This window comes from Nonomuraea recticatena, assembly GCF_039533245.1.
Lineage (GTDB): Bacteria > Actinomycetota > Actinomycetes > Streptosporangiales > Streptosporangiaceae > Nonomuraea > Nonomuraea roseola.
In genome coordinates this window covers 635,364-658,818 of record NZ_BAAATE010000001.1, presented here as the reverse complement: position 1 = coordinate 658,818, position 23,455 = coordinate 635,364, and the positions used below count along the sequence as shown (strand labels likewise).

The 23,455-nt window shown below is 68.0% G+C and carries 26 protein-coding genes and 2 pseudogenes; 17 read left to right on the top strand and 11 right to left on the bottom strand.

Annotation, left to right across the window (positions count from 1 at the left end; translation table 11 throughout):
- The first annotated feature begins 147 nt into the window (after positions 1-147).
- Entirely contained in the window at positions 148-789 is a 642-nt protein-coding gene (gene pdxH / locus ABFX50_RS03130) for a pyridoxamine 5'-phosphate oxidase (protein WP_183651019.1), read from the top strand.
- Between the two features lie 10 nt (positions 790-799).
- Positions 800-2,032: an MFS transporter gene (locus tag ABFX50_RS03125; RefSeq protein ID WP_346142966.1), complete on the top strand. Its 1,233-nt coding sequence runs from the start codon at positions 800-802 to the stop codon at positions 2,030-2,032.
- On the opposite strand, the gene ABFX50_RS03120 is transcribed toward ABFX50_RS03125, so the two are convergent.
- Complete coding sequence (locus ABFX50_RS03120; RefSeq protein ID WP_346142964.1) at positions 2,001-2,624, bottom strand: UdgX family uracil-DNA binding protein; 624 nt, start codon at positions 2,622-2,624, stop codon at positions 2,001-2,003. The two genes, ABFX50_RS03125 and ABFX50_RS03120, sit on opposite strands and share 32 nt — an antisense overlap.
- A gap of 77 nt (positions 2,625-2,701) precedes the next feature.
- On the opposite strand from ABFX50_RS03120, the gene ABFX50_RS03115 reads away from it, so the two are divergent.
- The 3 genes from ABFX50_RS03115 to ABFX50_RS03105 all read left to right on the top strand — a co-directional run bounded on the left by ABFX50_RS03115 (position 2,702) and on the right by ABFX50_RS03105 (position 6,584).
- Entirely contained in the window at positions 2,702-3,406 is a 705-nt protein-coding gene (locus tag ABFX50_RS03115; RefSeq protein WP_281388171.1) for an iron-dependent transcriptional repressor DtxR, read from the top strand.
- A gap of 120 nt (positions 3,407-3,526) precedes the next feature.
- On the top strand, positions 3,527-5,755 hold the full coding sequence (locus ABFX50_RS03110) for an ATP-binding SpoIIE family protein phosphatase (protein WP_346142961.1): 2,229 nt from the start codon (positions 3,527-3,529) through the stop codon (positions 5,753-5,755).
- 16 nt (positions 5,756-5,771) lie between these two features.
- Entirely contained in the window at positions 5,772-6,584 is an 813-nt protein-coding gene (locus ABFX50_RS03105; RefSeq protein WP_183651007.1) for an alpha/beta fold hydrolase, read from the top strand.
- Here the strand turns inward: ABFX50_RS03105 and ABFX50_RS03100 are convergent.
- Together ABFX50_RS03100 and ABFX50_RS03095 are read right to left on the bottom strand one after the other, a co-directional pair.
- Positions 6,547-6,711, bottom strand: a complete 165-nt coding sequence (locus tag ABFX50_RS03100; RefSeq protein WP_346126352.1) for a hypothetical protein — start codon at positions 6,709-6,711, stop codon at positions 6,547-6,549. The genes ABFX50_RS03105 and ABFX50_RS03100 overlap by 38 nt on opposite strands.
- Before the next feature lie 15 nt (positions 6,712-6,726).
- A complete protein-coding gene (locus ABFX50_RS03095) occupies positions 6,727-7,872 on the bottom strand; it encodes an acyl-CoA dehydrogenase family protein (RefSeq protein WP_346142959.1) in 1,146 nt (381 codons plus the stop codon).
- Positions 7,873-7,989: 117 nt separating this feature from the next.
- On the opposite strand from ABFX50_RS03095, the gene ABFX50_RS03090 reads away from it, so the two are divergent.
- Positions 7,990-8,460 carry a hypothetical protein gene (locus ABFX50_RS03090; RefSeq protein ID WP_346142957.1) on the top strand — a complete coding sequence of 157 codons (471 nt, stop codon included), beginning with the start codon at positions 7,990-7,992 and terminating at the stop codon, positions 8,458-8,460.
- Between the two features lie 175 nt (positions 8,461-8,635).
- Here the strand turns inward: ABFX50_RS03090 and ABFX50_RS03085 are convergent, their stop codons facing one another.
- The 3 genes from ABFX50_RS03085 to ABFX50_RS03075 form a co-directional block, all read right to left on the bottom strand.
- Positions 8,636-9,208: a DUF6368 family protein gene (locus tag ABFX50_RS03085; RefSeq protein ID WP_346142955.1), complete on the bottom strand. Its 573-nt coding sequence runs from the start codon at positions 9,206-9,208 to the stop codon at positions 8,636-8,638.
- 82 nt (positions 9,209-9,290) lie between these two features.
- A complete protein-coding gene (locus ABFX50_RS03080; RefSeq protein ID WP_346142953.1) occupies positions 9,291-9,545 on the bottom strand; it encodes a GntR family transcriptional regulator in 255 nt (84 codons plus the stop codon).
- 280 nt (positions 9,546-9,825) lie between these two features.
- Positions 9,826-10,410: a recombinase family protein gene (locus tag ABFX50_RS03075; RefSeq protein WP_346142951.1), complete on the bottom strand. Its 585-nt coding sequence runs from the start codon at positions 10,408-10,410 to the stop codon at positions 9,826-9,828.
- Between the two features lie 4 nt (positions 10,411-10,414).
- Between ABFX50_RS03075 and ABFX50_RS03070 the strand changes: the two genes are divergently transcribed.
- The 11 genes and pseudogenes from ABFX50_RS03070 (at position 10,415) to ABFX50_RS03020 (ending at position 18,853) form a co-directional block, all read left to right on the top strand.
- Positions 10,415-10,639 (top strand): SAM-dependent methyltransferase, encoded by a 225-nt coding sequence (locus ABFX50_RS03070; RefSeq protein ID WP_346142949.1) that lies wholly within the window; start codon positions 10,415-10,417, stop codon positions 10,637-10,639.
- A 47-nt stretch (positions 10,640-10,686) separates the two neighbouring features.
- Positions 10,687-10,932, top strand: a pseudogene (locus ABFX50_RS51265) (SAM-dependent methyltransferase); the annotation flags it as partial.
- Between the two features lie 106 nt (positions 10,933-11,038).
- Positions 11,039-11,164 (top strand): hypothetical protein, encoded by a 126-nt coding sequence (locus tag ABFX50_RS03060; RefSeq protein WP_346142945.1) that lies wholly within the window; start codon positions 11,039-11,041, stop codon positions 11,162-11,164.
- A gap of 191 nt (positions 11,165-11,355) precedes the next feature.
- Positions 11,356-12,741, top strand: coding sequence for a hypothetical protein (locus ABFX50_RS03055; protein WP_346142944.1), 1,386 nt, complete (start codon positions 11,356-11,358; stop codon positions 12,739-12,741).
- Positions 12,742-12,756: 15 nt separating this feature from the next.
- Positions 12,757-13,530, top strand: coding sequence for a class F sortase (locus tag ABFX50_RS03050; RefSeq protein WP_346142942.1), 774 nt, complete (start codon positions 12,757-12,759; stop codon positions 13,528-13,530).
- A 77-nt stretch (positions 13,531-13,607) separates the two neighbouring features.
- Complete coding sequence (locus ABFX50_RS03045; RefSeq protein WP_346142940.1) at positions 13,608-15,014, top strand: hypothetical protein; 1,407 nt, start codon at positions 13,608-13,610, stop codon at positions 15,012-15,014.
- A gap of 5 nt (positions 15,015-15,019) precedes the next feature.
- Positions 15,020-15,763: a class F sortase gene (locus ABFX50_RS03040; RefSeq protein WP_312895663.1), complete on the top strand. Its 744-nt coding sequence runs from the start codon at positions 15,020-15,022 to the stop codon at positions 15,761-15,763.
- A 376-nt stretch (positions 15,764-16,139) separates the two neighbouring features.
- A complete protein-coding gene (locus tag ABFX50_RS03035; RefSeq protein WP_183650988.1) occupies positions 16,140-17,285 on the top strand; it encodes an acetyl-CoA C-acetyltransferase in 1,146 nt (381 codons plus the stop codon).
- Positions 17,286-17,335: 50 nt separating this feature from the next.
- Positions 17,336-17,623 carry a hypothetical protein gene (locus ABFX50_RS03030; RefSeq protein WP_346142938.1) on the top strand — a complete coding sequence of 96 codons (288 nt, stop codon included), beginning with the start codon at positions 17,336-17,338 and terminating at the stop codon, positions 17,621-17,623.
- Positions 17,550-17,747, top strand: a pseudogene (locus ABFX50_RS51260) (WD40 repeat domain-containing protein); the annotation flags it as partial. The gene ABFX50_RS03030 and the pseudogene ABFX50_RS51260, both read left to right, overlap by 74 nt.
- 269 nt (positions 17,748-18,016) lie before the next feature.
- Positions 18,017-18,853 (top strand): WD40 repeat domain-containing protein, encoded by an 837-nt coding sequence (locus ABFX50_RS03020; RefSeq protein ID WP_346142935.1) that lies wholly within the window; start codon positions 18,017-18,019, stop codon positions 18,851-18,853.
- 1 nt (position 18,854) lies between these two features.
- On the opposite strand, the gene ABFX50_RS03015 is transcribed toward ABFX50_RS03020, so the two are convergent.
- The 5 genes from ABFX50_RS03015 to ABFX50_RS02995 all read right to left on the bottom strand — a co-directional run bounded on the left by ABFX50_RS03015 (position 18,855) and on the right by ABFX50_RS02995 (position 23,281).
- Positions 18,855-18,992, bottom strand: coding sequence for a hypothetical protein (locus ABFX50_RS03015; protein WP_183650979.1), 138 nt, complete (start codon positions 18,990-18,992; stop codon positions 18,855-18,857).
- 284 nt (positions 18,993-19,276) lie between these two features.
- Positions 19,277-20,122, bottom strand: coding sequence for an ABC transporter permease subunit (locus ABFX50_RS03010; RefSeq protein WP_183660230.1), 846 nt, complete (start codon positions 20,120-20,122; stop codon positions 19,277-19,279).
- Positions 20,122-21,006 (bottom strand): carbohydrate ABC transporter permease, encoded by an 885-nt coding sequence (locus tag ABFX50_RS03005; protein ID WP_183650976.1) that lies wholly within the window; start codon positions 21,004-21,006, stop codon positions 20,122-20,124. The genes ABFX50_RS03010 and ABFX50_RS03005 overlap by 1 nt, the downstream gene beginning before the upstream one ends.
- 64 nt (positions 21,007-21,070) lie before the next feature.
- Positions 21,071-22,354, bottom strand: a complete 1,284-nt coding sequence (locus ABFX50_RS03000) for an extracellular solute-binding protein (RefSeq protein WP_346142932.1) — start codon at positions 22,352-22,354, stop codon at positions 21,071-21,073.
- Positions 22,355-22,555: 201 nt separating this feature from the next.
- Complete coding sequence (locus tag ABFX50_RS02995; RefSeq protein ID WP_346142930.1) at positions 22,556-23,281, bottom strand: alpha/beta fold hydrolase; 726 nt, start codon at positions 23,279-23,281, stop codon at positions 22,556-22,558.
- Positions 23,282-23,455: the final 174 nt, after the last annotated feature.

Here is a 23,455-nt window from a genome sequence, read left to right as displayed (position 1 = left end):
CGTCCGCTTCTGTTGATGTCGAGATACCGGCGGGTCAATTTAACCCCCTACGTGAGCGTGCTTCGTCTTCGGGCACGCCGAAACCTCATCACTGCTGGTAGGGGGCAATGCGTGGGATCGCCACCAAGCGCGCAAGAATACCTTCTCGTGGATGCCACTTCGCTGGCGGGGCTCCGCCGTACCTATGAGGGCAGGCCGTTGCTCGAAACCGACGTAGCGGCCGATCCGATCACGCAATTCACCCGTTGGTTCGAGGAGGCGCTGGAGGCTGGACTGCCGGAACCGAACGCGATGGTGGTCGCCACCGCCTCGGCGGGCGGCAGGCCGAGCGCGCGCACCGTGCTGCTCAAGGGCTACGACGAGCACGGGTTCGTCTTCTTCACCAACTACGAGTCCCGCAAGGGCCGCGACCTGGCCGAGAACGCCCGCGCCTCGCTGCTGTTCCCCTGGCATCCGATCCGCCGTCAGGTCCGCGTCGAGGGCAGCGTGGCCCGCCTCGCCCACGAGGAGTCGGCCGCCTACTTCAACTCCAGGCCGTACGGCTCCCGCATCGCCGCGTGGGCCTCACGCCAGTCGGCGGTCGTCAGGTCGAGGGAGGAGCTCGACGCGCGCTACGCCGAGCTGGCCGCGCGCTGGCCGGAGGAGCCGCCCGTTCCCGACTTCTGGGGCGGCTTCCGCGTGGTGCCCACGGAGGTGGAGTTCTGGCAGGGCCAGCTGGAGCGGATGCACGACAGGTTGCGCTACCGGCGGGTTCACCCTGGTTGGGTCCTGGAGCGACTCGCCCCCTAATGTGCCGTGAATGGCTTTCGGGGATTTCGTTGTCGACACGCGACCGCTCCGCGTGCCGGCCTACCGGCGCCTGTGGGCGGGACAGGCCGTCTCGCACGTAGGCGTCGCGGTGACCGTGGTCGCGGTCAGCCAGCAGGTGTGGGACCTCACCCACTCCTCGTTCTGGGTGGGCATGCTCGGCCTGTCCAACCTGATCCCGCTGGTGGTCTTCGGGCTGTGGGGCGGCGCGGTAGCCGACGCCATGGACAGGCGCAAGCTGCTGATCATCGGCTGCGTGGTCGCGTGGGCGAGCACGATCCTCCTCGTGGCCCAGGCGATGCTCGGGCTCGGCAACGTCCACGTGCTCCTGGTCGCCGTCGCGCTGGGCGCAGCGGGGTTCGCGATCAGCTCCTCCACCAGAGGGGCGATCATCCCCAGGCTGCTCCCTCCTGACCTGGTGCCCGCCGCCAACGCGCTCAACTCGCTGGTCTTCAGCCTCGGCGCGGTCTTCGGCCCGATGATCGGCGGCGTCGTGCTCGCCACCGGCGGCTTCGGCGCCGCCTACGCCATCGACGCGGTGCTCTTCAGCGCGAGCCTCTACGCCGCGCTGCGGCTGCCGGCCCTCCAGCCGCTCGGCGAGGTGGTCCGCCCGGGAGCGAAGGCCGTGCTGGAGGGGCTGCGCTTCATCATGGGCAGCCCCGTCCTGCTGATGTCGTTCGTCGTGGACATCATCGCCATGGTCTTCGCGCTGCCGAGGGCGCTCTTCCCCGAGCTGGTCGCCGAGCGCTTCGGCGGCTCGATGATCGCCCTGGGCTGGCTGACGTCCGCGATGGCGATCGGGTCGGTGGCGGGCGCGCTGTTCTCCGGATGGGTCGTCAGGGTCAGGCGGCAGGGCGTCGCGCTGGTGATCGTCATCGCGGTGTGGGGTCTGGCCGTGGCCGCCGCGGGGATGGTGCACGAGCTGTGGCTGGTGGTGGCGTTCATGGCCGTCGGCGGCGTGGCCGACGTGGTCTCCTCGGTGTGGCGGCAGTCGATCCTCCAGCTGCACGCGCCCGACGAGATGCGGGGCCGTATGCAGGGCGTCTTCATGGTGGTGGTCGCCGGCGGGCCGCGCCTCGGCGACCTGCGGGCGGGGGCCACCGCCACGGCCGTCGGGATGACGGGCGCGTGGGTGGGCGGCGGTCTCGCCTGCGCGGTCGCCGTCCTGCTGGTGGGGCTCGCCGTACCTGCCTTCAGGAACTACAGGAGTGGCGAGCGAGCCTGAGGTCCGACAGGAACCCCTGGTAGGCCTCGTCGCGGTCGGGGGCGCGCAGGACCGCCGACGGGTGGATGGTCGCGACGGCCAGCGCCTCGCCCAGCTCCAGCACCTCGCCCCGGTGCTGGGTGACCTTGAAGGCCGCGCCCAGCAGGGCGCGCGCCGCCGTCGCGCCGAGCACCACCACCATCTCCGGCTTCAGCAGGGCCAGCTCGGCGTTCAGCCACGGGTTGCACGCCTCGATCTCGGCGATGGTCGGCTTCTGGTGGATCCTGCGCTTCCCCCTGAGCGTGAAGGAGAAGTGCTTCACGGCGTTGGTCAGGTAGGCCTCCTGGCGGTCGATGCCCGCCTCCTCCAGCCCCTTGTCCAGGATGCGGCCCGCGGGCCCCACGAAAGGAGCGCCCTTGCGGTCCTCCTGGTCGCCCGGCTGCTCGCCGACGATCAGAAATCGGGCCTGCGAAGGGCCCTCGCCGAACACGGTCTGGGTGGCGTCGCGATAGAGATCGCAACCCTCGCAGTGAGCCGCGGCGCGCCGCAGCTCGGGCAGGGTGAGCCGCTCGGGAAGGAACCGGGCCGCTCCGGTGTTTCCGTCCTTTGCCATCGTTGGTCGTTCTCCCACTAGGGTTTCTGTGGCTTCTGTGCCCCACGACCGACGTAGCATTCAGGACGGGAGGAGCCTTGACCGCACACGGCTTGATCGACACGACGGAGATGTACCTCCGTACGATCTACGAACTCGAGGAAGAGGGGATCGTTCCCCTTCGTGCGCGCATCGCGGAGCGGCTCCAGCAAAGTGGTCCCACCGTCAGCCAGACCGTGGCGCGCATGGAGCGCGACGGGCTGGTCAGGGTGGAGGGCGACCGCCATCTGGCCATGACCGACCTCGGCCGCACCCTCGCCACGCGCGTCATGCGCAAACATCGCCTCGCCGAGTGCCTGCTGACCCAGGTCATCGGCCTGCCGTGGGAGGAGGTGCACATCGAGGCCTGCCGCTGGGAGCACGTGATGTCGGAGTCGGTCGAGGAGCGGCTGGTGAAGCTGCTCGACAATCCGACGGTCGACCCCCACGGCAACCCCATCCCAGGTCTGGAGGAGCTCGGCGCGCAGGGGCCACAGGGCGACGCGTGGCAGACCTTCCCTTGCATGGCTGACCTCGCAGGACCCAGAGAAGTACCCGTAGTCGTGCGTCGAATTAGCGAACAAGTGCAAAGCGATCCCGCTGTGATGCTTAAACTCAAGCAAGTTGGGATACAACCCGGACGCGAGGTGACGCTCGCGGCGAGCGACGACGGTGTGCGGGTGACAGGTGATAACGACGCGACAGAGACTCCCGCGGAGCTTCCGCGTGAGATCGCCGCGCACGTATTCGTCTCGATGCGCTGACGACGGCGCTGCTGCTTGGTTGAATCCCAGATGGGAGTCCCTCCACTCCCCGGACACGACTGTTGCAGGAGCGCCCGTGGTTCGCTTTGCGCACATGCCTCCCCGAGGAGTGGTCTCCGGATGAAACGCTGGGGGGATTTGTCTCAGGAAGCGGTCGACTTCTTGTCGGCGTCAGCGGTCCTCGACCACGCGGAGATGGCCGTCGTGGTGACGGATCGTTTCAGCAACCTCCTGTACTGGAATCCGTTCGCGGAGAAGTTGTTCGGGCGCCAGGGCAAGGGGTCGGTGCGGGAGGGCTCCGTCCTCTCGCTCGGCATCATGGAGAAGGATCACCCGCTCGCCGTCGAGCTCGCCAAGCACGTGCTCAAGGGCGGCGTGTGGGAGGGCACCTTCGACGTCAAGCGCGGCGACGGCACCATGATCTACGTCAGGGCCCAGGCGGTGCCGCTGCGTCACGACTCCGGGTCGGTGACGGGCATCGTGATCACCGCCCGCGAGGCCATGCGCAGCAACGAGCGCGAGAAGGACCGCTTCGGCCTGCTCGAACGCATCGGTGAGCGGCTGGCGGGCTCCCTCTACGTCGAGGAGACGCTCAAGCGGGTCGCCGAGATGCTGGTGCCGCAGTTCGCCGACCACTGCTTCATCGAGCTGATGGAGGGTGAGCGGCTGGTGCGCAGGGTCTCCCAGCACGTGCAGGGCTGGACCCCGCCGCCCGACACCTGGAAGCCCGTGGGTTCGGAGATCCGCTATCCGGCGGGCCACTACGCCGACACCGCGATGCGCCGCCAGGAGACGATCCTGGTCGAAGACTTCGCCTCCAGCAATTTCCCCAGCCCCCACGAGGGCAGCGCCCGGCTGTGCGGCGAGATCGGCATGACCTCCGCGGTGGTCGCCCCGCTGTGCGTGCGCGGCGAGACGCTCGGCCTGATGTACCTCGGCCTGTCCAACCTCACCGACCGGCGCAGCCCCCACTACGACGCCTTCGACCGTGACTTCGTCGGCGCCATCGCCACCCGCGTCGCGCTCGCCGTCGACAACGCGCTGCTGTTCGAGGAGGAGCGGCACACCGCCGAGTCCTTCCAGAAGCACCTGCTGCCCAGGGCCCTGCCCGCGCTCGACGGCCTCGACATAGCCGTCCGCTACTACCCGGCGGCCCCGCTCGCCTCTCACGGCCAGGGCATCCAGACCCAGGTCGGCGGCGACTGGTACGACGTGATCCCGCTGTCGGCCGGCAGGGTCGGCATCGTCATCGGCGACGTGGAGGGCCGCGGCGCCAAGGCGGCGGCCATCATGGGCCAGCTGCGCGCCGCTCTGCGCGCCTTCGCCCAGGACGACAAGCCGCCCGCCGACATCCTGGCCAGGCTCGACGAGTGGACCCGCATCATCGCCACCCCCGAGCAGGACGAGTCGGGCGCCGACATCAGCGTGCCGCCCATCGTCACCTGCCAGTACCTCGTCTACGACGCCTGGTCGCGCCAGCTGTCCTTCGCCAACGCGGGCCACGCGCCCCCCCTGCTGCTGCACGACGGCCAGTGCCTGGAGATGAGCATCGAGGAGGTCGGCCAGCCCCTCGGCGTGCGCGCCAAGGGCATGCACGCCGATCTGGTCTACAAGGAGGAGACCCGCACGCTGCCGCCGGGCGCCGCGCTGGTCCTCTACACCGACGGCCTCGTCGACCGGCGTCCCGGCCGCGACTTCGGCGGCAGGATGCCCTCCGACGAGGAGACCCTGGGCATCCTGCAGGAGAAGCTCGCCGCCTGCACCAAGGAGAACGTCGAGCGCATCGCCGACACCGCCACCCGCGCGGTGCCAGGCGAGATCGACGACGACATGGCGATCCTCGTGCTGCGCGCCAGCCCCGTCGACCTCGACGTCGAGGAGCGCACCTTCCCCGCCCAGCCGATCATGGTCGGCGAGGCCAGGCGCATGGCGGCCGAGGCCTTCTCCGGGTGGAACGTGCCCGACGAACGCGCCGAGCTGGCCTGCCTGCTGGTCTCCGAGGTGGTCACCAACGTCGTCCTGCACGCCGCCACCGCGAGCATCCCGCGCAGGGAGCTGGTGGTCGAGGGGCCGCCGCTGCCGTTCGAGGAGTCGTGGGACGTGCCGGGCTTCGAGGAGGAGCTGGTCAGCGACAAGGAGTTCACCCTCAGGCTGCGCAGGGGCGAGGAGTCGGTCTGGGTCGAGGTCTTCGACCAGGACCTGCGCCTGCCGCGCATCCGCAGCGCCGGCGAGAACGACGAGGGCGGCCGCGGGCTCTACCTGGTCGACCAGCTCGCCAAGCGCTGGGGCTCCAGACCCACCAGGGAAGGCAAAGCGGTCTGGTTCGAGATTCCCACGCGTAGCAGGTAGTGATTGACTCGTTGCCATGGAGCTGGCCTTCGAGCGGCGCGGTCACGGCCCGCCGCTGATCCTCGTCCACGGCATCGGCCACCACTGGCAGGCGTGGCTTCCGGTCATGGACCGCCTCGCCGCCTCGCGTGATGTGATCGCGGTGGACCTGCCGGGGTTCGGGAGGTCGCAGGGGCTGCCGCCCGGCACGCCGTACACGGCCGAGTCGCTGGCCGACGCGGTGGAGTCGTTCTGCGCGATGCTCGACGTGCGCGAGCCGCACGTGGCGGGCAATTCCCTCGGCGGCTACATCGCGCTGGAGCTGGCCTCCCGCGGAGTGGTCCGCACCGCCACCGCGATCTCCCCTGCCGGGTTCTGGTCGAGGGCGGAGCTGCTGTGGTGCCAGAGCGTGCTGCGCGCCATGCGGGCCTCAGCGGAGGGCGGCGCCGCTGAAGGGGCCGAGGCCCCGGGCTCTGGGGCGCTGTCGCGGCTGCTGGGCTCCGAGCCGCTGGGCTTCCTCGGCGCGGGCCTGCTCGTCGCCCATCCCTCGCGGCTCGGACGCGTCGCCCTGGCCGCCGCCACCGAGGCGCTCGCCTCGGCTCCAGGCTTCAACGAGACGCTCGACTCCTTCACGGGCATGATGCCGCCCGCGCCGCCGAAGTCGCCGATCACGATCGCGTGGGGCGAGCACGACCGGCTGCTGCTCCGGCGGCAGGCCGTACGGGCGGCCCGCTGGTCGAACCAGCGGGTGAAGCTGCTCAAGGGCTGCGGGCACGTGCCGATGAGCGACGACCCCGAGCTGGTCGCCAGGGTCATCCTCGAAGCGTCTGACCCCAGATCGCCAGCATGACGATGATGAAGACGACGACCACGCCGACATAGCCGACGGGGCCGAGGCGCAGCGCTCTGCGCACGCGGTTGAGCGCCCAGGCGAACAGCAACGCCAGGAAGACCAGGAGGATCAGGCCGCCGTCCATATGAACCAGTATGGTCTAGAAGCCGAAGGAGCGGCCGATAATCTCCTTCATGATCTCCGTGGTTCCGCCGTAGATCGTCTGCACCCTGCTGTCCACCCAGGCCTTGGCGACCGGGTACTCCATCATGTAGCCGTAGCCGCCGTGCAGCTGCAGGCAGCGGTCGATCACCTTGTTCTGCAGCTCCGTGGTCCACCACTTCGCCTTGGCCGCGTCGACGGCCGACAGCTGCCCCGCGTTGAGCGCGACGACGCACTTGTCGACGAAGTGGCGGGCGATCTCGGTCTCGGTGGCGAGCTCGGCGAGCACGAACCTGGTGTTCTGGAAGCTGCCGATGGTGCGGCCGAAGGCCTGCCGGGTCTTGCAGTACTCGATCGTCTGCTCCAGCACCGCCTCCGCCGCCGCCACGGCCGCGACGGCGATCGACATGCGCTCCTGCGGCAGGTTGTTCATGAGCTGGAAGAAGCCCTGGCCGTCCTCCTCACCCAGCCGGTTGGTCACCGGCACCCGCACGTTCTCGAAGAACAGCTCGGCGGTGTCCTGCGCCTTCATGCCGATCTTGTCGAGGTTCCTGCCTCGGCCGAAGCCCTCCATGCCGCGCTCGACGACGAGCAGCGTCGTGCCCCTCGCCCCCGCCGAGGGATCGGTCTTGGCCACCACCACGACGAGGTCGGCGTTGATGCCGTTGGTGATGAACGTCTTCTGCCCGTTGACCACGTAGTGGTCGCCCTCGCGCACCGCCGTGGTCCTGATGCCCTGAAGGTCGCTGCCCGCTCCCGGCTCGGTCATCGCGATCGCGGTGATCAGCTCACCGGAGACGAACCCGGGCAGCCAGCGCTGCTTCTGCTCGTCGTTGGTGAGGTCGACCAGGTAGGGGGCCATCACGTCGTTGTGCAACGAGAAGCCCAGGCCGGACGCGCCGGTCCTGATGATCTCCTCGACGATCACCGCGTTGTAGCGGAAGTCCGTGATGCCCGCGCCGCCGTACTCCTCGGGCACGGAGAAACCGAACATGCCGAGCTCGCCGGCCTTCTTCCAGACCTCCCTCGGCACGATGCCGTCTTTCTCCCACTGGGCGTGGTGGGGGAGGACCTCGCGGGCCATGAACTCTCGGACGGTCTCCTGGAAGAGCAGGTGCTCCTCCTCGAAGAGGTCTCGCTGCATCAGTCGCCTCCATGCTGGGGTTACGGCAACAGAATACAATTCTGGTCATTCGTACGGCAGGCGGAAACTGTCGGAGCGGCTCCCTAGAGTGGGCCACCCCCCGACAAGGAGCAGACGTTGAGCCCTTCCTCCGACGGCCGTCACGACTTCGACTTCATCTTCGGCGACTGGCGGGTGCGCAACCGCAAACTCGCCGACGTCACCGACCCTGCCTGCTCCGAGTGGGTGGAGTTCGAGGCCACCGCGCACGCCGAGCCCATCCTCGGCGGCCTCGGTCACATCGACCGCCTCCACGCCGACACCTTCGAGGGGTTCACCCTCCGCCAGTTCGATCCGGAGGCCGGTGTGTGGCGCATCTGGTGGGCCTCCACCCGCCAGCCGGGGCAGCTCGACCCGCCGGTGGAAGGAGCCTGGCGCGACGGGCGCGGCGAGTTCGTCTGCGACGACGTGCTCGGAGGGCTGCCGGTGAAGGTCCGCTTCGAGTGGACCCGCCCGACACCCGAGACCGCCCGCTGGGAACAGTCGTTCTCCTACGACGAAGGGGCGAGCTGGCGCACCAACTGGACCATGGACCTGTCCCGCCAATGATCGGATATGTGGTGATATGAGGGGGTGACCGAGGGGTGCACACCCGCGGGCATCGATCCGAGTGTGCCGAGCGCGGCCCGCATCTACGACTACCTCCTGGGCGGCAAGCAAGCTAGTTCCGGAAGTAGTCTCATCGCATCCGGGTAACCCCCTGGCCAGCCCTTCTCCTGTACTGCTACGTGATCATGTGGAAGTTGGGATGGCCCAGCCATGCGGCCAGGAACTCGAGATCGCCGACGTGGCTATACCCGTAACCTCCGCCGTGCGCGGCGTACGGCATCTCCCAGACGCGGCCCGGGAGCGACGACACCAGGGCCCGGACCTCGGCGAGGCAATCTTTCTCGTCCTCGCGGGAGAGGTCGTGGAGGGAGAATCCGTAACCGAGCAGGCCGCCGAAGTCGATCAGCGCGTCGAATCGTTCGGCAAGGAAATGGGCAAGATGCCCGAGGAGAAGGTGGTTGTCCCGCCCCGAGGAGTGGGCGAGCAGGGCCAACTCTGCGGTGGGCGGGCGGTCAAGCCCCGGGAAATCCAGCTCCTGGTAGTCCTCCAGCGACTCCGGTCCGAGATGGAACGGACTGAGTGAGAGCCGTTCGAGGCCGTAGAGGCCGACCGCTGATGGCTGGCGGACGTAGAACTCAAGCGAGTCGTCGCTCTCGATCCGCACTTCGCAGAAGCTCTCCAGCCACGGGGCAGCTTCGAGCGCGCTTCGCTCTCCTGACAGCCATAACCCTGCCGCAGGTCCGCCCACCGCACCCTCCTGCAACAGTCGTGCCGCTCAGCGTGGCGGCTTGGAGGCGCAATCACCAGTGGTTTTCCCTCCCCCTGACGTGCTACGTCTGGTCAGGGGACTCCTTGTCCGGAACGGCTACAAATGATCCCAAGCCGGGCTCGGTGTAGATCAGTCCGTCCTCACGCAGCTTGGCGACGGCCTTCTGTGTCGTGGCCACGGCCAGACCGAACTCATCCATCAACGCCATGACCGATGGCATGCGTTCTCCTGGCGGGTATTCGCCCGTGTTGATCCGCTCCACGAGGATCTCGTAGAGCTGCTTCCACCTGGGGATACTCGCCTTCCAAACGATCACCTAGGCACGATAAGCGCACTACGTATATCAGTGCATCGCTTGTGGTCAGGGGAAGCGTCCTCCCATTGCCTGACCTTCACCCACCACCCTGAAGCGGGAGGCTTGCGCCTCACCTACCCCGATCCCCACCCGAACGACTGGATGTATGGGGTGCTGCGCGCCCGCCAAGGCATCAACCGTGGCGGACGGCCGGAGTGGAAGCTCGTCAACACGCTGCGGCAATGGCGCTGTATGGATCACCGGTTGTGCCAGGTGTGCGGCGAGCCCGCTACCGATCCCGTCACTGGGCGCGTGTGGTGGCTGCTGGCTGACGACGTCGCCAGCACCGCTGAAGCCGCGCCCGTGCCACCCGCCGCGAGGTGTCCTCGCTGGCCTTGTTGGCCATGGCCACCATCACGCGCGCCATGGCCCGACCGGAGGACGTGCGAAGATCCATCTGCCCGGTAACCGTCTCCACCGGTCGCTTGTAGAACTCGACCAGGTCAATCTGATCTTCGAGATCGCGCGGCTGGCGAGTCATCCTGTCCAGGTCGTAGTAGATGATCCCCTGAATGGTGCCGTCCTCGTAATCGGCCAGCATCTCGCGGAAGTCCGGGCGGATCACCCTCCAGACGCTTCGGCCGTTGGGGAGAACGATCCGCTTCTTCTTGAAGGCTGAGACGTCGTTCTCCTCGTACCAGAACCCGATCTCTACCCCGAGCTTCTCCGCTTCCGCCAGGATGTCTTCCTTCTGCCTGGCGATGCCCTTTTCCAATCGGCGCAGCTCACCAGTCTGCGGGTCGAGAACCTCCGGGTCATCGCTGATCCGAACATTGCCACCGTAGATGGGACGTGTTCCGCTGGTGGGTACCACGATCTTCGGCATGTCTATGAGCGTACTTCTGCAACTAGCCTGGAAGGACAACTTCGCCGCGGACAGGGAGGCGGCCGAGAAGATCGTCTCCCTGGGCGCCCATATGGACTACGACATCGGGGCGCTGGTCAGGGCCAACCGCGCCTTCCTCGGCCGGGCGCTGCGCGAGCTGGCCGACACAGGGGTGCGCCAGTTCCTCGACCTCGGCACCGGCCTGCCCGCCCGGGAGAACGTGCATTAGATCGCCGAGGAGGCCAGGTCGTCTACGTCGACAACGACCCGCTCGTCCTGGTCCACACCCGCGCCCTGCTGGAGGACAACCGCAGGGCCGTCGCCGTCGCAGGCGACCTGAGGGAGCCGCGGGAGATCCTCGATGACCCGGCTGTCCGCGCCCACCTCGACTTCGATCAGCCGGTGGCGATCCTGGCTCTGGCCGTCCTCCACTTCTTCCCCGACGACGAGCAGGTGGCCGGCATCGTCTCGACCCTGCGGGACGGCCTGCCGTCCGGCGGGTATCTGGTGATCTCCCACGGCTACGCGGTGCGTGGGGAGGCAGAGAAGGTGGCCGAGAGTAGGGCGGTCTACAGCAGGACGGCGGCGGGCGACATCGTCCAGCGCGATCCGGCTCGCCTCGCGGCTGATGGAGAACTTCGACCTGCTGGAGCCCGGCGTCGTCCCGGTCGAGACCTGGCGTCCCCGCGCCGACCAGTACCCCGGCGCCCCCGACCGCAGCGGCTATCTGGGAGCCGTCGGTCGCAAACCCTGAGCCCTCGTAGGCTTCATCAAGCGCAGGGTGACCTTATGTTCGGGCGCTGGGACACGTCTTCATCACAAGTGTCGTTAGTCGTGCCATTTCTCCTGTGTAGCAGGTGGTTGAAACCTTAAGATCTCCTCTTGGTTTCTGGGAGATCGGAGTGTGCCGTGGCTCGGTGGCGCAGCGCTTTAGCAGCCGGATCGGTGGGGCTGACCGCAGCCGCCTGCGTACTGTTGCCGACGGCCCCCGCCTCGGCGGCCCCCGCGGATCTGGTCATCGACTACGAGTGCTCGGGAACCAGCCCCGCCAGCATCGCGAAGTACCCGCCGGTCCGGCTCAGGACCAGGTTGACGTTCGCGACCGACCTCGTCGTCGGCGGGGCGCTCGACCTCAAGTGGTCGCTCGCCTACAAGGACGCCAGCCGTTTCACCTCGCCCGGCTACTACGCCGGCGGCTCGGTGATGAACATCATGGGCAACGTCCAGATCGCCGGTGCCTGGCAGAACATCCTGCAGCCGACGGGTGCGACCACGATCGCGCAGGGACTCCAGTACGACAAGGAGCTGCCGCTGCCCGCGGGGATCTCCGACCCGGGGCTGCTCAACAAGCCGGGCGTGATCAAGATCGAGCCCAAGGACATCGTCGTCGACTTCGCGCCGCCGAACGGTGAGGCGAACGTCAACGACGGCAACGACATCGACAACCCGCGCGGCCACGTGATCACCTACGGGCCCGGGTGGACGCCGTTCGACGACCGTCCGAGGTCCGAGAACCACATCCACAACGACTACCACGAGACCTCCAGCCAGTACGCCTGGGCAGAGCTCAAGTTCGTCGGCACGGGTGTGCAGTACGTGGGGCCTCGAGACCACGAGGGCGGCCCGGTCGAGATCGAGCTCGACGGCGGGGTGCGGGGGTCCGTGGACCCCTCCAAGAACGCCATCGGCGACCCGGTCAACGAGGTGCACAACGGCGGGCACACGTTGTGGGAGCTGAACGGGCTCCCGTACGGCGAGCACAAGATCAAGATCACGAACGCGTCGACGAGGAAGGCGTGGCTCGACGCCTTCCGGGTGATCACGAACAAGGACGCGGTGCCCACGGACTTCCACCGAGCCACCTGCAAGATCGTGAGCGGCCCGGTGTCGATCGACGTGACGGTCAAGGACAGGCCAGGTCCGTCGCCGACGGACACGCCCACCACGGGGCAGCCCTCGCCGTCGGTCACGCCCACCCATTCGCCGAGTCCTTCGACGTCGACCAGCCAGCCGAACCAGAACAACAACAACGGCAACAACAACCACCACGACGACAGGACCGTTGCCGACAGGCTCGTTTCGGTGCACGGGAACACGACCAGCACCCCCACCGCCACGTCGAAGCCTACGGCGGGGCCGACCGCGACCAACTACGTCGCGGCCCAGGTGAAGAAGACGCCCTTCGGCGGTGTGCCGTCCGGTGAAGCGCCCGTGGCCTCGCAGCAGCCGTACGTCCTGCTGGCAGGCGGGTCCGTGCTGCTCCTCGGGAGCGCGGCGGGCGGGGTCGTGATGAGACGGCGGCGCGCCGCGCACGCCGGGAACCGGCGTTAGAGGGAGGGGCGGATCATGACCGAGCAGAAGTCACTGCTGAACAGGGCCCTTCCCGGGCTGCTGATCGCCGGGTCGCTTGGCGGCGTGGCGACCATCATGGCCGGCCTGCTGGCCTTCATCACCCCGGTGGACGACGGCTCCGACGGCGCCGTGCCGATGGCCCAGTCCGGTCAGGGCGGGGAGACCATCGGCATGTACAACGTGGCCAACGCGTTCGTCCTGCCGAGCGTCGGTCCTGGCGGTCCGAACAAGCCGCTGGCCCCCGCCGTGCTGAGCGCGCCCCCGCCCGCCCCTGCCGGCGCGGTCGTGGCGCCGATCAAGCCCACCGCCAAGAAGGCGAAGCCGACCCGCATCCGCATCCCCAAGATCCAGGTGAACGCGCCGATCGGCGGGGTCACCGTCGACTCCAAGGGCGAGCTCCAGGCCCCGCCGACGAGCAAGCCGAACCTGACCGGCTGGTACCGCTTCAGCCCGGTCCCCGGTGAGAAGGGTCCGGCGATCATCAACGGGCACGTCACCACCAAGAGCGGCGCCGCGGTGTTCAGGCGGCTGAAGGAGCTCGCGAAGGGCGACTTCATCTACGTCTACAGGTCCGACGGCAAGGTCACCCGCTTCACGGTGAGCGGGATCGAGCAGGTCAAGAAGTCGGCCTTCCCGACCAAGCGCGTCTACGGCAACGTCACCAACTCCCAGCTGCGGCTGATCACCTGCGGCGGGATGGTCGGCGCGAACGGCCACTACGACGACAACGTCATCGTCTACGCCGCCCTGTCCAAGAAGAAGGGATAACGGACGGGGAAATTTGGGCGGATATTGGAAGTTTGATGACGATTCACAGGGAGAGTTCGTAGGATCTCTACCGAACCGTGACCAAGGACTGGGATCCTGTTACGCCAGTTGCAGTTGGTCACTTGCTGTGTTTGGAACGGAGAGAGACAGTGCAGAAGTCAAAGGCGCGGCGCCGCCTCGCCCTGAAGACCTCCGCCCTGGGCCTCGCGGGAACGCTGGCTCTCTTCGTCGGCTCGATAGTCGGCCTGGCCTCGTCCGCCGAGGCAGCGGCTGAGGTCGCTGCGGCACCGTCGATGACCGTCACGTTCAACTGCACAGGCGGCCCCTTCGCTGGCCATCCGGTGACGGCGACCATCAGCGGGCCTGAATCCGTGGCACCTGGCGGTTCTGTCGAACTCAAGTGGACCTTCACCGCCAAGCCCAAGGCCGCTAGAGACGTGACCGCTGGCACGATGACCATTGAGGGCGATGTCAACGTGGCGACCATCGCCGCGCCGACGGTGACGGCACAGAAGACCTCTGTGCCGGTCCCGGCCCTCGCGACGGGCGCAGAGTTCACGGCTGTTCCGGAACTCGTGGGCACTTTCACTGCTCCCACAACGACGGGGCAGTTGACAGTAACGCCTGTACCGGCCGCTACTGGCGGCAGCCTGTACTTCACGTTGTCCACGTCGGATGAGACTGAATGCACGCCCACGACGGGAACGGCACCGAGCATGGTCATCCAAGTCAAGACGGGTGGAGGCACGGGCACCGGCGGGGAGACGGTCGTCGCGTACAAGTGTGCGACGTCGACGAACACCGACTCCAAAGACACCAGCCTCAATGTGACCATGACGATGCCGACTGGTGCGGAGGCAAATAAGGAGCAGTCGATCAACTGGTCCGCCACCTATGCAAGCGGCGCAGCGCAGCTCACGGTACCTGCGAGCGGCTTCACAAGCGCAAAGTTCATCGCGAGCGCCTCTGTGAGCGGAGCTGGCGTATCGGGCACGTCGGTGACCGGGGAAACCACGTTCAGCACCACAACCGCAGGCTCGCCAATCACTTCCTTCCCTAGCGTCACTCTGAAGGTGAAGCCCACCACGGCCGGCACGGTGACGTTGAAGGCTTCGGACATTTACTTCGGAACGTCGACGTCCGTGTACCAGTACAAGTGCACGGTCCAGGCCAGCCCAGCCCCGAAGGGTCACTCCTTCACAGTGACCGCTGCGAGCGCGTCGCCTTCGCCCTCGCCCTCGCCCTCTGCGAGCACCAGCGCCAGTGCCAAGCCCACTCGTACCGTCACCGCGACCGTTACCCAGACGCCTGTCGGTGGGGGGAACGGGAAGGTGACCAAGACGCCCAAGGGTGCCGCCGAGACCGGTGGTGGTGGGGACATGGGGCCTGACGGGCGGATGTTCGTGCTCACCGGATCGCTGGTCGTGCTGGCCGCCGCGGCGGGCGGGCTGGTCCTGCGTCGCCGCTCCGTCTCCAGGGGTTGACCCCCGTGGCGCCGCACTACCCCGAGCCCTATGACGATCGCGGCAGCAGAATCCTGCGGTCCACGCTGATCCTCGCCGCGGTGGCGGGCGTGTTGACCGTGGTCGTGGGGTTGGTGTTCATGCTGCTCAACCCCGAGGAGTACGGCCTGTCGGAGGGGCGGCAGTCGCTGTCGCTGTCGAGCCAGCCCGACGCGATCACCTCGGGGCAGCCGAGGCAGGCGCTGTTCGAGGCGCCCCCGACGGCCCCGCCGCCGCTGCCCCAGGTGGTGCCCGCACCGCCCATGCAGCCGTCGAACCCGCTCAGGGTGGTCATCAAGCGGCTCGGCATCAACGCACCGGTCTCGTCGGTCGGCGTGGACAGGAAGGGTGCGATCCAGACCCCCCCGATCGACAATCCGAACCTGGTCGGCTGGTACCGGCACGGGTCCACGGCGGGTGAGGCGGGCCCCGCGGTGATGCTGGGGCACAAGGACACCAGGACCAGAAGCGCGGTGTTCAGCAGGCTCGGCGAGATCCGCAACGGCGACGTCATCGAGGTGAAGCGGCGCGACGGCACGACCGCGGTGTTCACCGTGGGCGGGGTCGAGCAGACAGGCAAGGCGACCTTCCCGACCCAGCGCGTCTACGGGGACCAGGACAACGCGCAGCTGCACCTGATCACGTGTGGCGGCGCCTACAACCGCAGCACGGGGCACTACACCGACAACATCATCGTCTACGCGACGATGACCGGTTCTCACCGCTCCTGATCCGCCGCGCCGCGGCTCGGGTCCTGCCCGTACGGCAGGCCTACCCCAGCCCACCGCCGTCACCCCTGACCGCCCGTCCATCACGCCGCTCCAGCACGACTCCGGCCGGGCGCCGTCACGTCGCCCGGCTCCACGTGCGACGTGACGGCGGGAAGCGAAGTCGTGCTGGAGGACGCGTGATGGACGGGCGGCAACCGGCATCCCACGGTGGCCTCCACCCGGCGGGAGCCGTACGGGAAGATTGTTGGAGCTGGAGAGCGAACAGGGCGAGCCCTGCGGAGACACTGGGGTGAGGCGACTCTCACAGGCACAGAGCAACATTCTGTTGTAACCTCTCACTGACCGAATGTTGCTCGGTTTTGACCCGGGAGGCACTGTGGCAGAGGCATACATCGTCGGGGCGGTCCGCACCCCCGTCGGTAAGAAGAAGGGCGGCCTTTCCACCGTCCACCCCACCGACCTGGCCGCGCGCACGCTGAAGGCGCTCATGGACAGGACCGGCGTGGACCCGGCGGCCGTCGAGGACGTCATCATGGGCTGCGTCATGCAGTTCGGCCCGCAGAGCATGGACATCGCCCGCAACGCCTGGCTGAGCGCGGGGCTGCCCGAGACGACCGCGGGCGTCACCATCGACCGCCAGTGCGGCTCGTCCCAGCAGTCGATCCACTTCGCCGCGCAGGGCGTGCTGTCCGGCACGCAGGATCTGGTCGTGGCGGCGGGCGTCGAGTCGATGAGCATCGTCCCGATGGGCTCGTCGATCACCGCGGCCCTGGAGAAGGGCATGCCCTTCCCGTTCGGCGAGATGTGGGTCGAGCGGTACGGCAAGCAGGAGATCTCGCAGTTCCGCGGCGCGGAGCTGATGTGCCAGAAGTGGGGCCTGACCCGCGAGGAGCTGGAGAAGTTCGCCTTCGAGTCGCACCAGAGGGCGGCCAAGGCGATCGCGAACGGCTACTTCAGGGACCAGATCGTCCCGGTCAACGGCGTGGAGGACGACGAGGGCCCGCGCCCCGACACCACCCTGGAGAAGATGGCGAGCCTCAAGACGCTGAAGGAGGACGGCGTCATCACCGCGGCCACGTCGTCGCAGATCTCCGACGGCTCGGGCGCGCTGCTCATCGCCTCCGAGCAGGCGGTCCGTGACCACGGGCTCACCCCGCGCGCCCGCATCCACCAGCTCGCCCTCACCGGCGACGACCCCGTCTACATGCTCACGGCGCCCATCCCCGCGACCCAGAAGGCGCTGAAGAAGGCCGGGCTGTCGATCGACGACATCGACGTCACGGAGATCAACGAGGCGTTCGCGCCCGTGCCGCTGGCGTGGATCCGCGAGCTCGGGGCCGACCCCGCCAAGGTCAACCCGAACGGCGGCGCGATCGCCCTCGGCCACCCGCTGGGCGGCACCGGCGCGATCCTGATGACCAAGCTGCTGAACGAGCTCGAGCGCACCGGCGGCCGCTACGGCCTGCAGACGATGTGCGAGGGCGGCGGCCAGGCCAACGTCACGATCATCGAGCGTCTCTGACCCGACGTTCGCCCGGGCCGGCCGACGCCGGTCCGGGCTAGTATTCGATCATGAACGAGGACCCCCGTCTCGTCGAGAGAATGCGACAGGAGGTCGCCGCCTGGGCGCGTTCGGCGGGTGAATCCCTCCAGCTGGGCGTCATCGGGGTCAGGCTCGCGGCCGACGGGGCGAAGTGCCGCGCGCCGTACGTGACGCTGGCGACGCTCGCCGCCAGCGCCGTCGCGCCACTGGCGCGGACGGCGATCACGGGGACGACCGTCGCGGCTGCGGCGATCGCCGCGGTCTCAGGGGTCGGCACCAACGTCCGTCAACGCCACCGGCATCGCCTTCAGCCCTGACGGCAGGACGCTGGCGGTCACAGGCGAGGACAGGAGGATCAGAATCTGGGAGCTGTCCTCAGGACAGCAGCTGGGAGCGCCCCTCACCGGCCACACCGCCACCATCCAGTCGATCGCCTTCAGCTCGGACGGCAGGACGCTGCTCAGCAGAGGCAGCGACGCGGCCATGATGTGGCGCGTGTCGACCTTCAGGCAGCTCGACAGGCTCGAGGGCACCGGCTTCGACACTCTCGCGATCAGCCCCGACGGGCACACCCTGGCCGCGGCCGACGCCGAGCGCGTCAGGCTCTGGGACCTGCGTACCAGACGGCCCATCCGCGACCTCCCGACAGGAGCGGCCGCGATGCTCTTCACCGCCGACGGCAGGAGGCTGGTCCTCAATACGGGGAGGGCGTGGTGCTGTGGGACGGCCGTACTCTCAGCGAGCCGCTCGCGGGCACGAGCGGAGTCTCAGGCCTGGCGGCGAGCCCCGACAGCAGGTGGCTGGCGACCTCGCACGGAGACCAGCGCGTGCGACTGTGGGATCTGCGCACCCTTGGGCCGGCAGGCGTGATCGAGACCGCCCACGGCGTGGAGAAGCCGCAGGTGGACGATCCTGACGGGACGCTGATCGTGCCACCCGTCACCGGCATCGACTCCGTCGCCTTCAGCCCTGACGGGAGGACACTGGCCACGACGGGAAACGACGGCGAGGCCGCGCTGTGGGATCTGACGACGCGCCGCCGCCTGGGCCGGCCGCTCACCGACGGGCACAGCGACCTGAACATGGCGGCCTTCAGCCCCGACGGCAAGGTCCTGGCCACGGTGGCGGCGGATCCGACGGGCAGCCCTTCCGAACTCGTCCAGCTGTGGGACGCCGCCACCGGAAGTCCGCACGGCGCCCCGTTCGCGGGAGATGACAGCGCGATCCAGGCGATCGCCTTCAGCCCCGACGGCGCCACGTTGGCCACCGTGGGGAGCGGTGGAGCCATCAGGCTGTGGGACGTCGCCACCCACCGGGCTGTCGGCGAGCCCCTCATGGGCCACGGTCGAGATGTCTACGACGTGGCGTTCACTCCGGACGGGAAGACGCTGGCCACGACGGGCAGGGACGGCCTGGTACGCCTGTGGGACGTCGCTCTTCCCTCCGACCCGCTACCGGCGGTCTGCGCGGTAGCGGGCGACTCCTTCATCAGGAGGGAGTGGCAGCGGCACCTGCCGAGAGAGCCGTATGAATCGATCTGCCCGTAGATCAGCGGCCCTTGGGCGGGATGCGGCGCGGCGGCGCGATGGGCCGCTGCGGCATCTTGGGCATCTGGCGGGGAAGCTGCGGTGCCTGCCTGCCGGGCAGGTTGGTGCCGTGCTTCTTCTTGCCTGAACGAACTCGCATAAGAGTGCTCCTTTACGCAACTTGCGACGCGGCCGCATCGAAGATGGCCGGTCGGGCAAGCTCAGCTGCCGCGTCTGGACGGACGGGTCTCAAGTGCTGAGTGGCGGGTGGCTGATCTGGTCAGCCCCGCGCATTACAGGTAAAGGCGCATGGCTCAGACATTAAGGCAGGGCGAGCGCGGCACGCAACGGATTAATGTCGGCGGAGAGGGAGCCGCCCGTGACGGGCCAGGAGCCCTCCGAGATCGTCGACGCCGATCTCGGAGGACACCACCGAGATCGGCGCTACTTGATCGAACCGGCTGTCAGGCCGCCGACGACCTTGCGCTCGATCAGCGCGAACAGGATGATCACCGGGAGGGTGGCGATCACCGAACCGGCGAACAGGTTCTGCCAGTCGACCGAGTACTGACCGATGAAGGAGTTCAGCGCCACTGTCAGCGGCTGGTTCTCCGGGCTGGTCGTCAGGGTCAGGGCGACCACGAACTCGTTCCACGCCGCGATGAAGGTGAAGATCAGCGCGGTGATGACACCGGGCATGGCCAGCGGCAGCGTGATCCTGAACAGCGCGCCGAAGCGGCCGTTGCCGTCCATGAAGGCCGCCTCCTCCAGCTCCCTGGGGATGGAGGCGAAGTAGGCGTTGAGGATCCACACCGCGAAGGCCAGGTTGAACCCGCCGTTGACGAGGATCAGCGACCACGTCGAGTCGACCAGGCCGAACTGGTAGAACTCGCGGTAGATGCCCACCAGCATCGCGGTCGGCTGGAACATCTGGGTGATCAGCACCAGGATCAGGAAGGCCGTGCGCCCCCTGAAGTTGTGCCTGGCCGAGTAGTAGGCCGCGGGCAGCGCGACCAGCAGCACCAGCAGCGTCGAGCCCGCCGCGACCTTCAGCGTCACGAGGAGGTTGTCGGCCAGGCCGCCCGTCCAGAAGTTCAGCAGGTTCGACCACTCGAAGGACGAGGGGAAGTACTCCGCCTCCCGCAGGCTGCTCTGCGGGCGCAGGGCGGTGAGCAGCATGACCAGATAGGGGAAGAGGAAGATGAACGCGATCACGTAGGCCGAGCCCGCGATGACCACCTTCTTGACCGACGGCATCGCGCCGCCCGCCACGGGACGGGAGTGGGCCATCACGCCACCTCCTGCTTCCACTTGGAGATCTTGAGGAAGATGGCGGTGAGGACGATCACCATGCCGAAGTTCACGACTGACATGGCCGCCGACTCACCGATGTTCGAGCCCTTCAGAATGAACATGAAGATGGTCGAGGTCGCGGTGGAGTAGCCCGGCTGGCCGTGGGTCATGGACCAGATGATCGGGAAGCTGTTGAAGACGTTCATCACGTTGATCAGCGCGGCGACGGTCAGCGCGGGCCGCAGCAGCGGCAGCGTGATCGACCAGTACGTCCTGAACTTGGAGGCGCCGTCCATCTTGGCCGCCTCGTAGACGTCCGAGGGGATCGTCGCCAGCCCCGCGAGCAGCGCGTACGTGGTGAACGGCACGGACACGAACACCGCGACGAAGATCAGCCAGGGGAACGCGGTGGCGGCCTGGCCGAGCTGGTCGGCGTCGGCGCCGCCCATCGCGGGGATCAGCCCGAGATCACGCCTGATGAGGTTGATGATGCCGACCTCGGGGTCGAGCATCCACTTGAAGATGATCGACGTCATGAGCACCGAGGCGGCCCAGGGGGCGATGAGCGCCCAACGGGCGATCTTGCGCCCGGGGAAGCGCTGGTTGAACAGCTGGGCCAGCGCCAGCGAGATCAGCACGGTGAAGCCGACGACCGCGACCACCCAGATGAGGCTGCGCAGCATCACCGGCCAGAAGTCGGTCTCGGCGAAGAGCTTGTCGTAGTTCTCGGTGCCGTTCCAGCCGCGGACCACGCCGAACCGGCTGACCTCGAGGAACGACGTCCGAACCATCTCGATGACCGGCCACAGGACGACCAGGGCGATCAGCACCACCGCCGGCCCCACCCAGGCCAGGGGTTCCAGAACGCGCAACCTTTTCATGAAGAACCTTCCATGGGAGTACGGCCGGCGCTGGGGGCAGCGCCGGCCGTACCGACTCCGAGGATCAGCTGCCCTCGGCGACCTTCTGCAGGTCGCCGAGCACCTTCGCCGGGTCGTCCTTGACGGCCCCGCCGATGGTCTGCTTGATCGCGGTGTTCACCTCGGACCACTTGGGGTCCTTGAAGGGGTAGAAGCTCGCGTTGGGCAGCGCGTCGAGGAACGGCTTGAGCTTCTCGTCGCCCGACAGCTTCTCGATGCCGCCGTTGGTGACGGGCAGCAGCTTGTAGTTGTCGACGATCTTCTGGGTGGCGTCGCCGGTGTAGAAGTAGTCGAAGAACTTCTTGATCTCGGCGGCGTGGCCGTTCTTGTTGAACGCCATGATCCAGTCCATGACGCCCAGCGTGGTGTCGAGAGGACCGGTCTTGCCGGCGATCGGGGCCACGGCGTACTTGCCGTTCACAGCGCCCTTGTCGAAGATCGGAATCGACATGGGTCCGCCGTTGACCATGCCGACCTTGCCCGCGGCGAAGTCCTCCCAGACCGTCTTGCGGTCCTTGGTGCCGGGGTTCGGGGTGGTCAGGCCGGCGTCGACCAGGCCCTTCACGTACTGGAAGGCCTCGACGTTGGCGGGGGCGTTGATCGTCCACTTGCCTGAGGCGTCGGTGTAGCCGCCGCCGTTGCCGAGCATCCACAGGAAGGACTCGGCCTGGGCCTCCTCCTGGCCGAGCGGGAGACCGAACGGCTGGCTGACGCCCGCGGCCTTCAGCTTCTCCGCGGCGGCCTTGAGCTCGTCCCACGTCTTGGGCGGCTCGGTGATCTTGGCCTTCTCGAACAGCTCCTTGTTGTAGAAGAGCGCGCGGGCCGAGGAGACGAACGGGATGCCGTACGCGGTGCCGTCGACCTTGCCGAAGTCGGCGAACTTCGTGAGCATGTCCTTCGAGACCTCGGGGGAGAGGACCTCGTCGGTCTTGTAGAGCAGGCCGTCCTTGACGAAGCCCGAGTAGTCGCCCGTCTGCAGGATGTCGGGCACCTGGCCGTTCTGGACCATGGTGGCGACCTGCTTGTCGATGTCGTTCCAGGAGATGACCTGGACCTCCACCTTGATGTTCGGGTTGGCCGCCTGGAAGCCGTCCACCACGGACTTCCAGAACTTCGTGCCGGCGTTGTCGGCCGTGGGGTTGTCGCCGTAGTCGGCGGCCACCATCTTCAGCGTGACCTGCTCGCCGCCGGCCGCCGCCCCCGTCGAACCGCCCTCGGCGGGCGTGCCGGCGTCGCCGCCGCCACAGCTGGACAGGACCAGCATGGTGGCGAGGCCGAGAGCGGCGCCGCCCACAAGCTTGATGTTCACCGTAGATACCGCCTTCTCGTCGGACGGGCCGTTGGTCCATACCAGCCGGCGGAACCCGCCCAGGGATGAGATGCGCGCGCCTGTCAGCACCACGCGTTTGCGTCAGGGTAGGGCGGGATTCATCACCTGGTCTATACCGGCGCGTATCGGTTTGAAAACAACGCGCCGAAGCCGGTCTAGACCGGATCAGTCAAACAGAGGTCAGGCCGAGGTGGCCCGAACCGCCTCGCGGATCACGTCGGAGACCTCCTTCGGGTGGGACAGCGCGACGGCGTGCGAAGCGCCCGCGACCTCGACGACGGCCGCTCCCGCCCGCTTGGCCCCGAACCGCTGGACGTCGGGGTTGATCGCCTGGTCGGCGCCGGCGATGACCGCCCATGAGGGCTTGGTCTTCCAGGCCGCCGTGCTCGCGGTCTCGGTGAAGGCCTGGGCGGCGAGCGGCCGCTGCGCCACCGCCAGAACCTTGGTGACCTCGCCGGGCACGTCCGCGGCGAAGACGTGAGGGAAGCTGTCGGGAGCGATCGTCAACTCGACGGCGGGTTCGGCGCCCACGACCGGGTAGAAGGCCTGCCGCAGGCTCGCCGCCAGCGGCGGCTCCGGGAATCGTCCCTGCAGCTCGCCGAGGCTCTCGCCCTCCTCGAGGACGTAGGCGGCGACGTAGACGAGACCGACGACGTTCTCGGTCGCGCCTGCCACGGTGATGATCGCACCGCCATAGGAGTGGCCGACCAGTACGACGGGGCCGTCGATCTGGGCAGCCACGGAGGCGACGTACGCCGCGTCGGAGGCCAGGCCGCGCAGCGGGTTGGGCGGGGCCACCACGGGGATGCCGTGCTGCTGCAGGTCGGTGATGACGCCGGACCAGCTGGCGGCGTCGGCGAACGCGCCGTGCACGAGGACGACGGTAGGGGTGGTGCTCTCCGTCATGGAAGCGCTCCTTGTCGGCAAGGGGTCAGTGGTTTCAGCGGCGATCCAAACAGGCCACGACAAGGGGAGACGAGGCGGAAGCGCACTTCTGCCTGTGCTTCTGCCTCGTCCTCGCCCGGTGCCGCTTGCTTGGATGTGCGGTGAACGGGAGCCCCCCTGTGCCGAGGGCCCCGC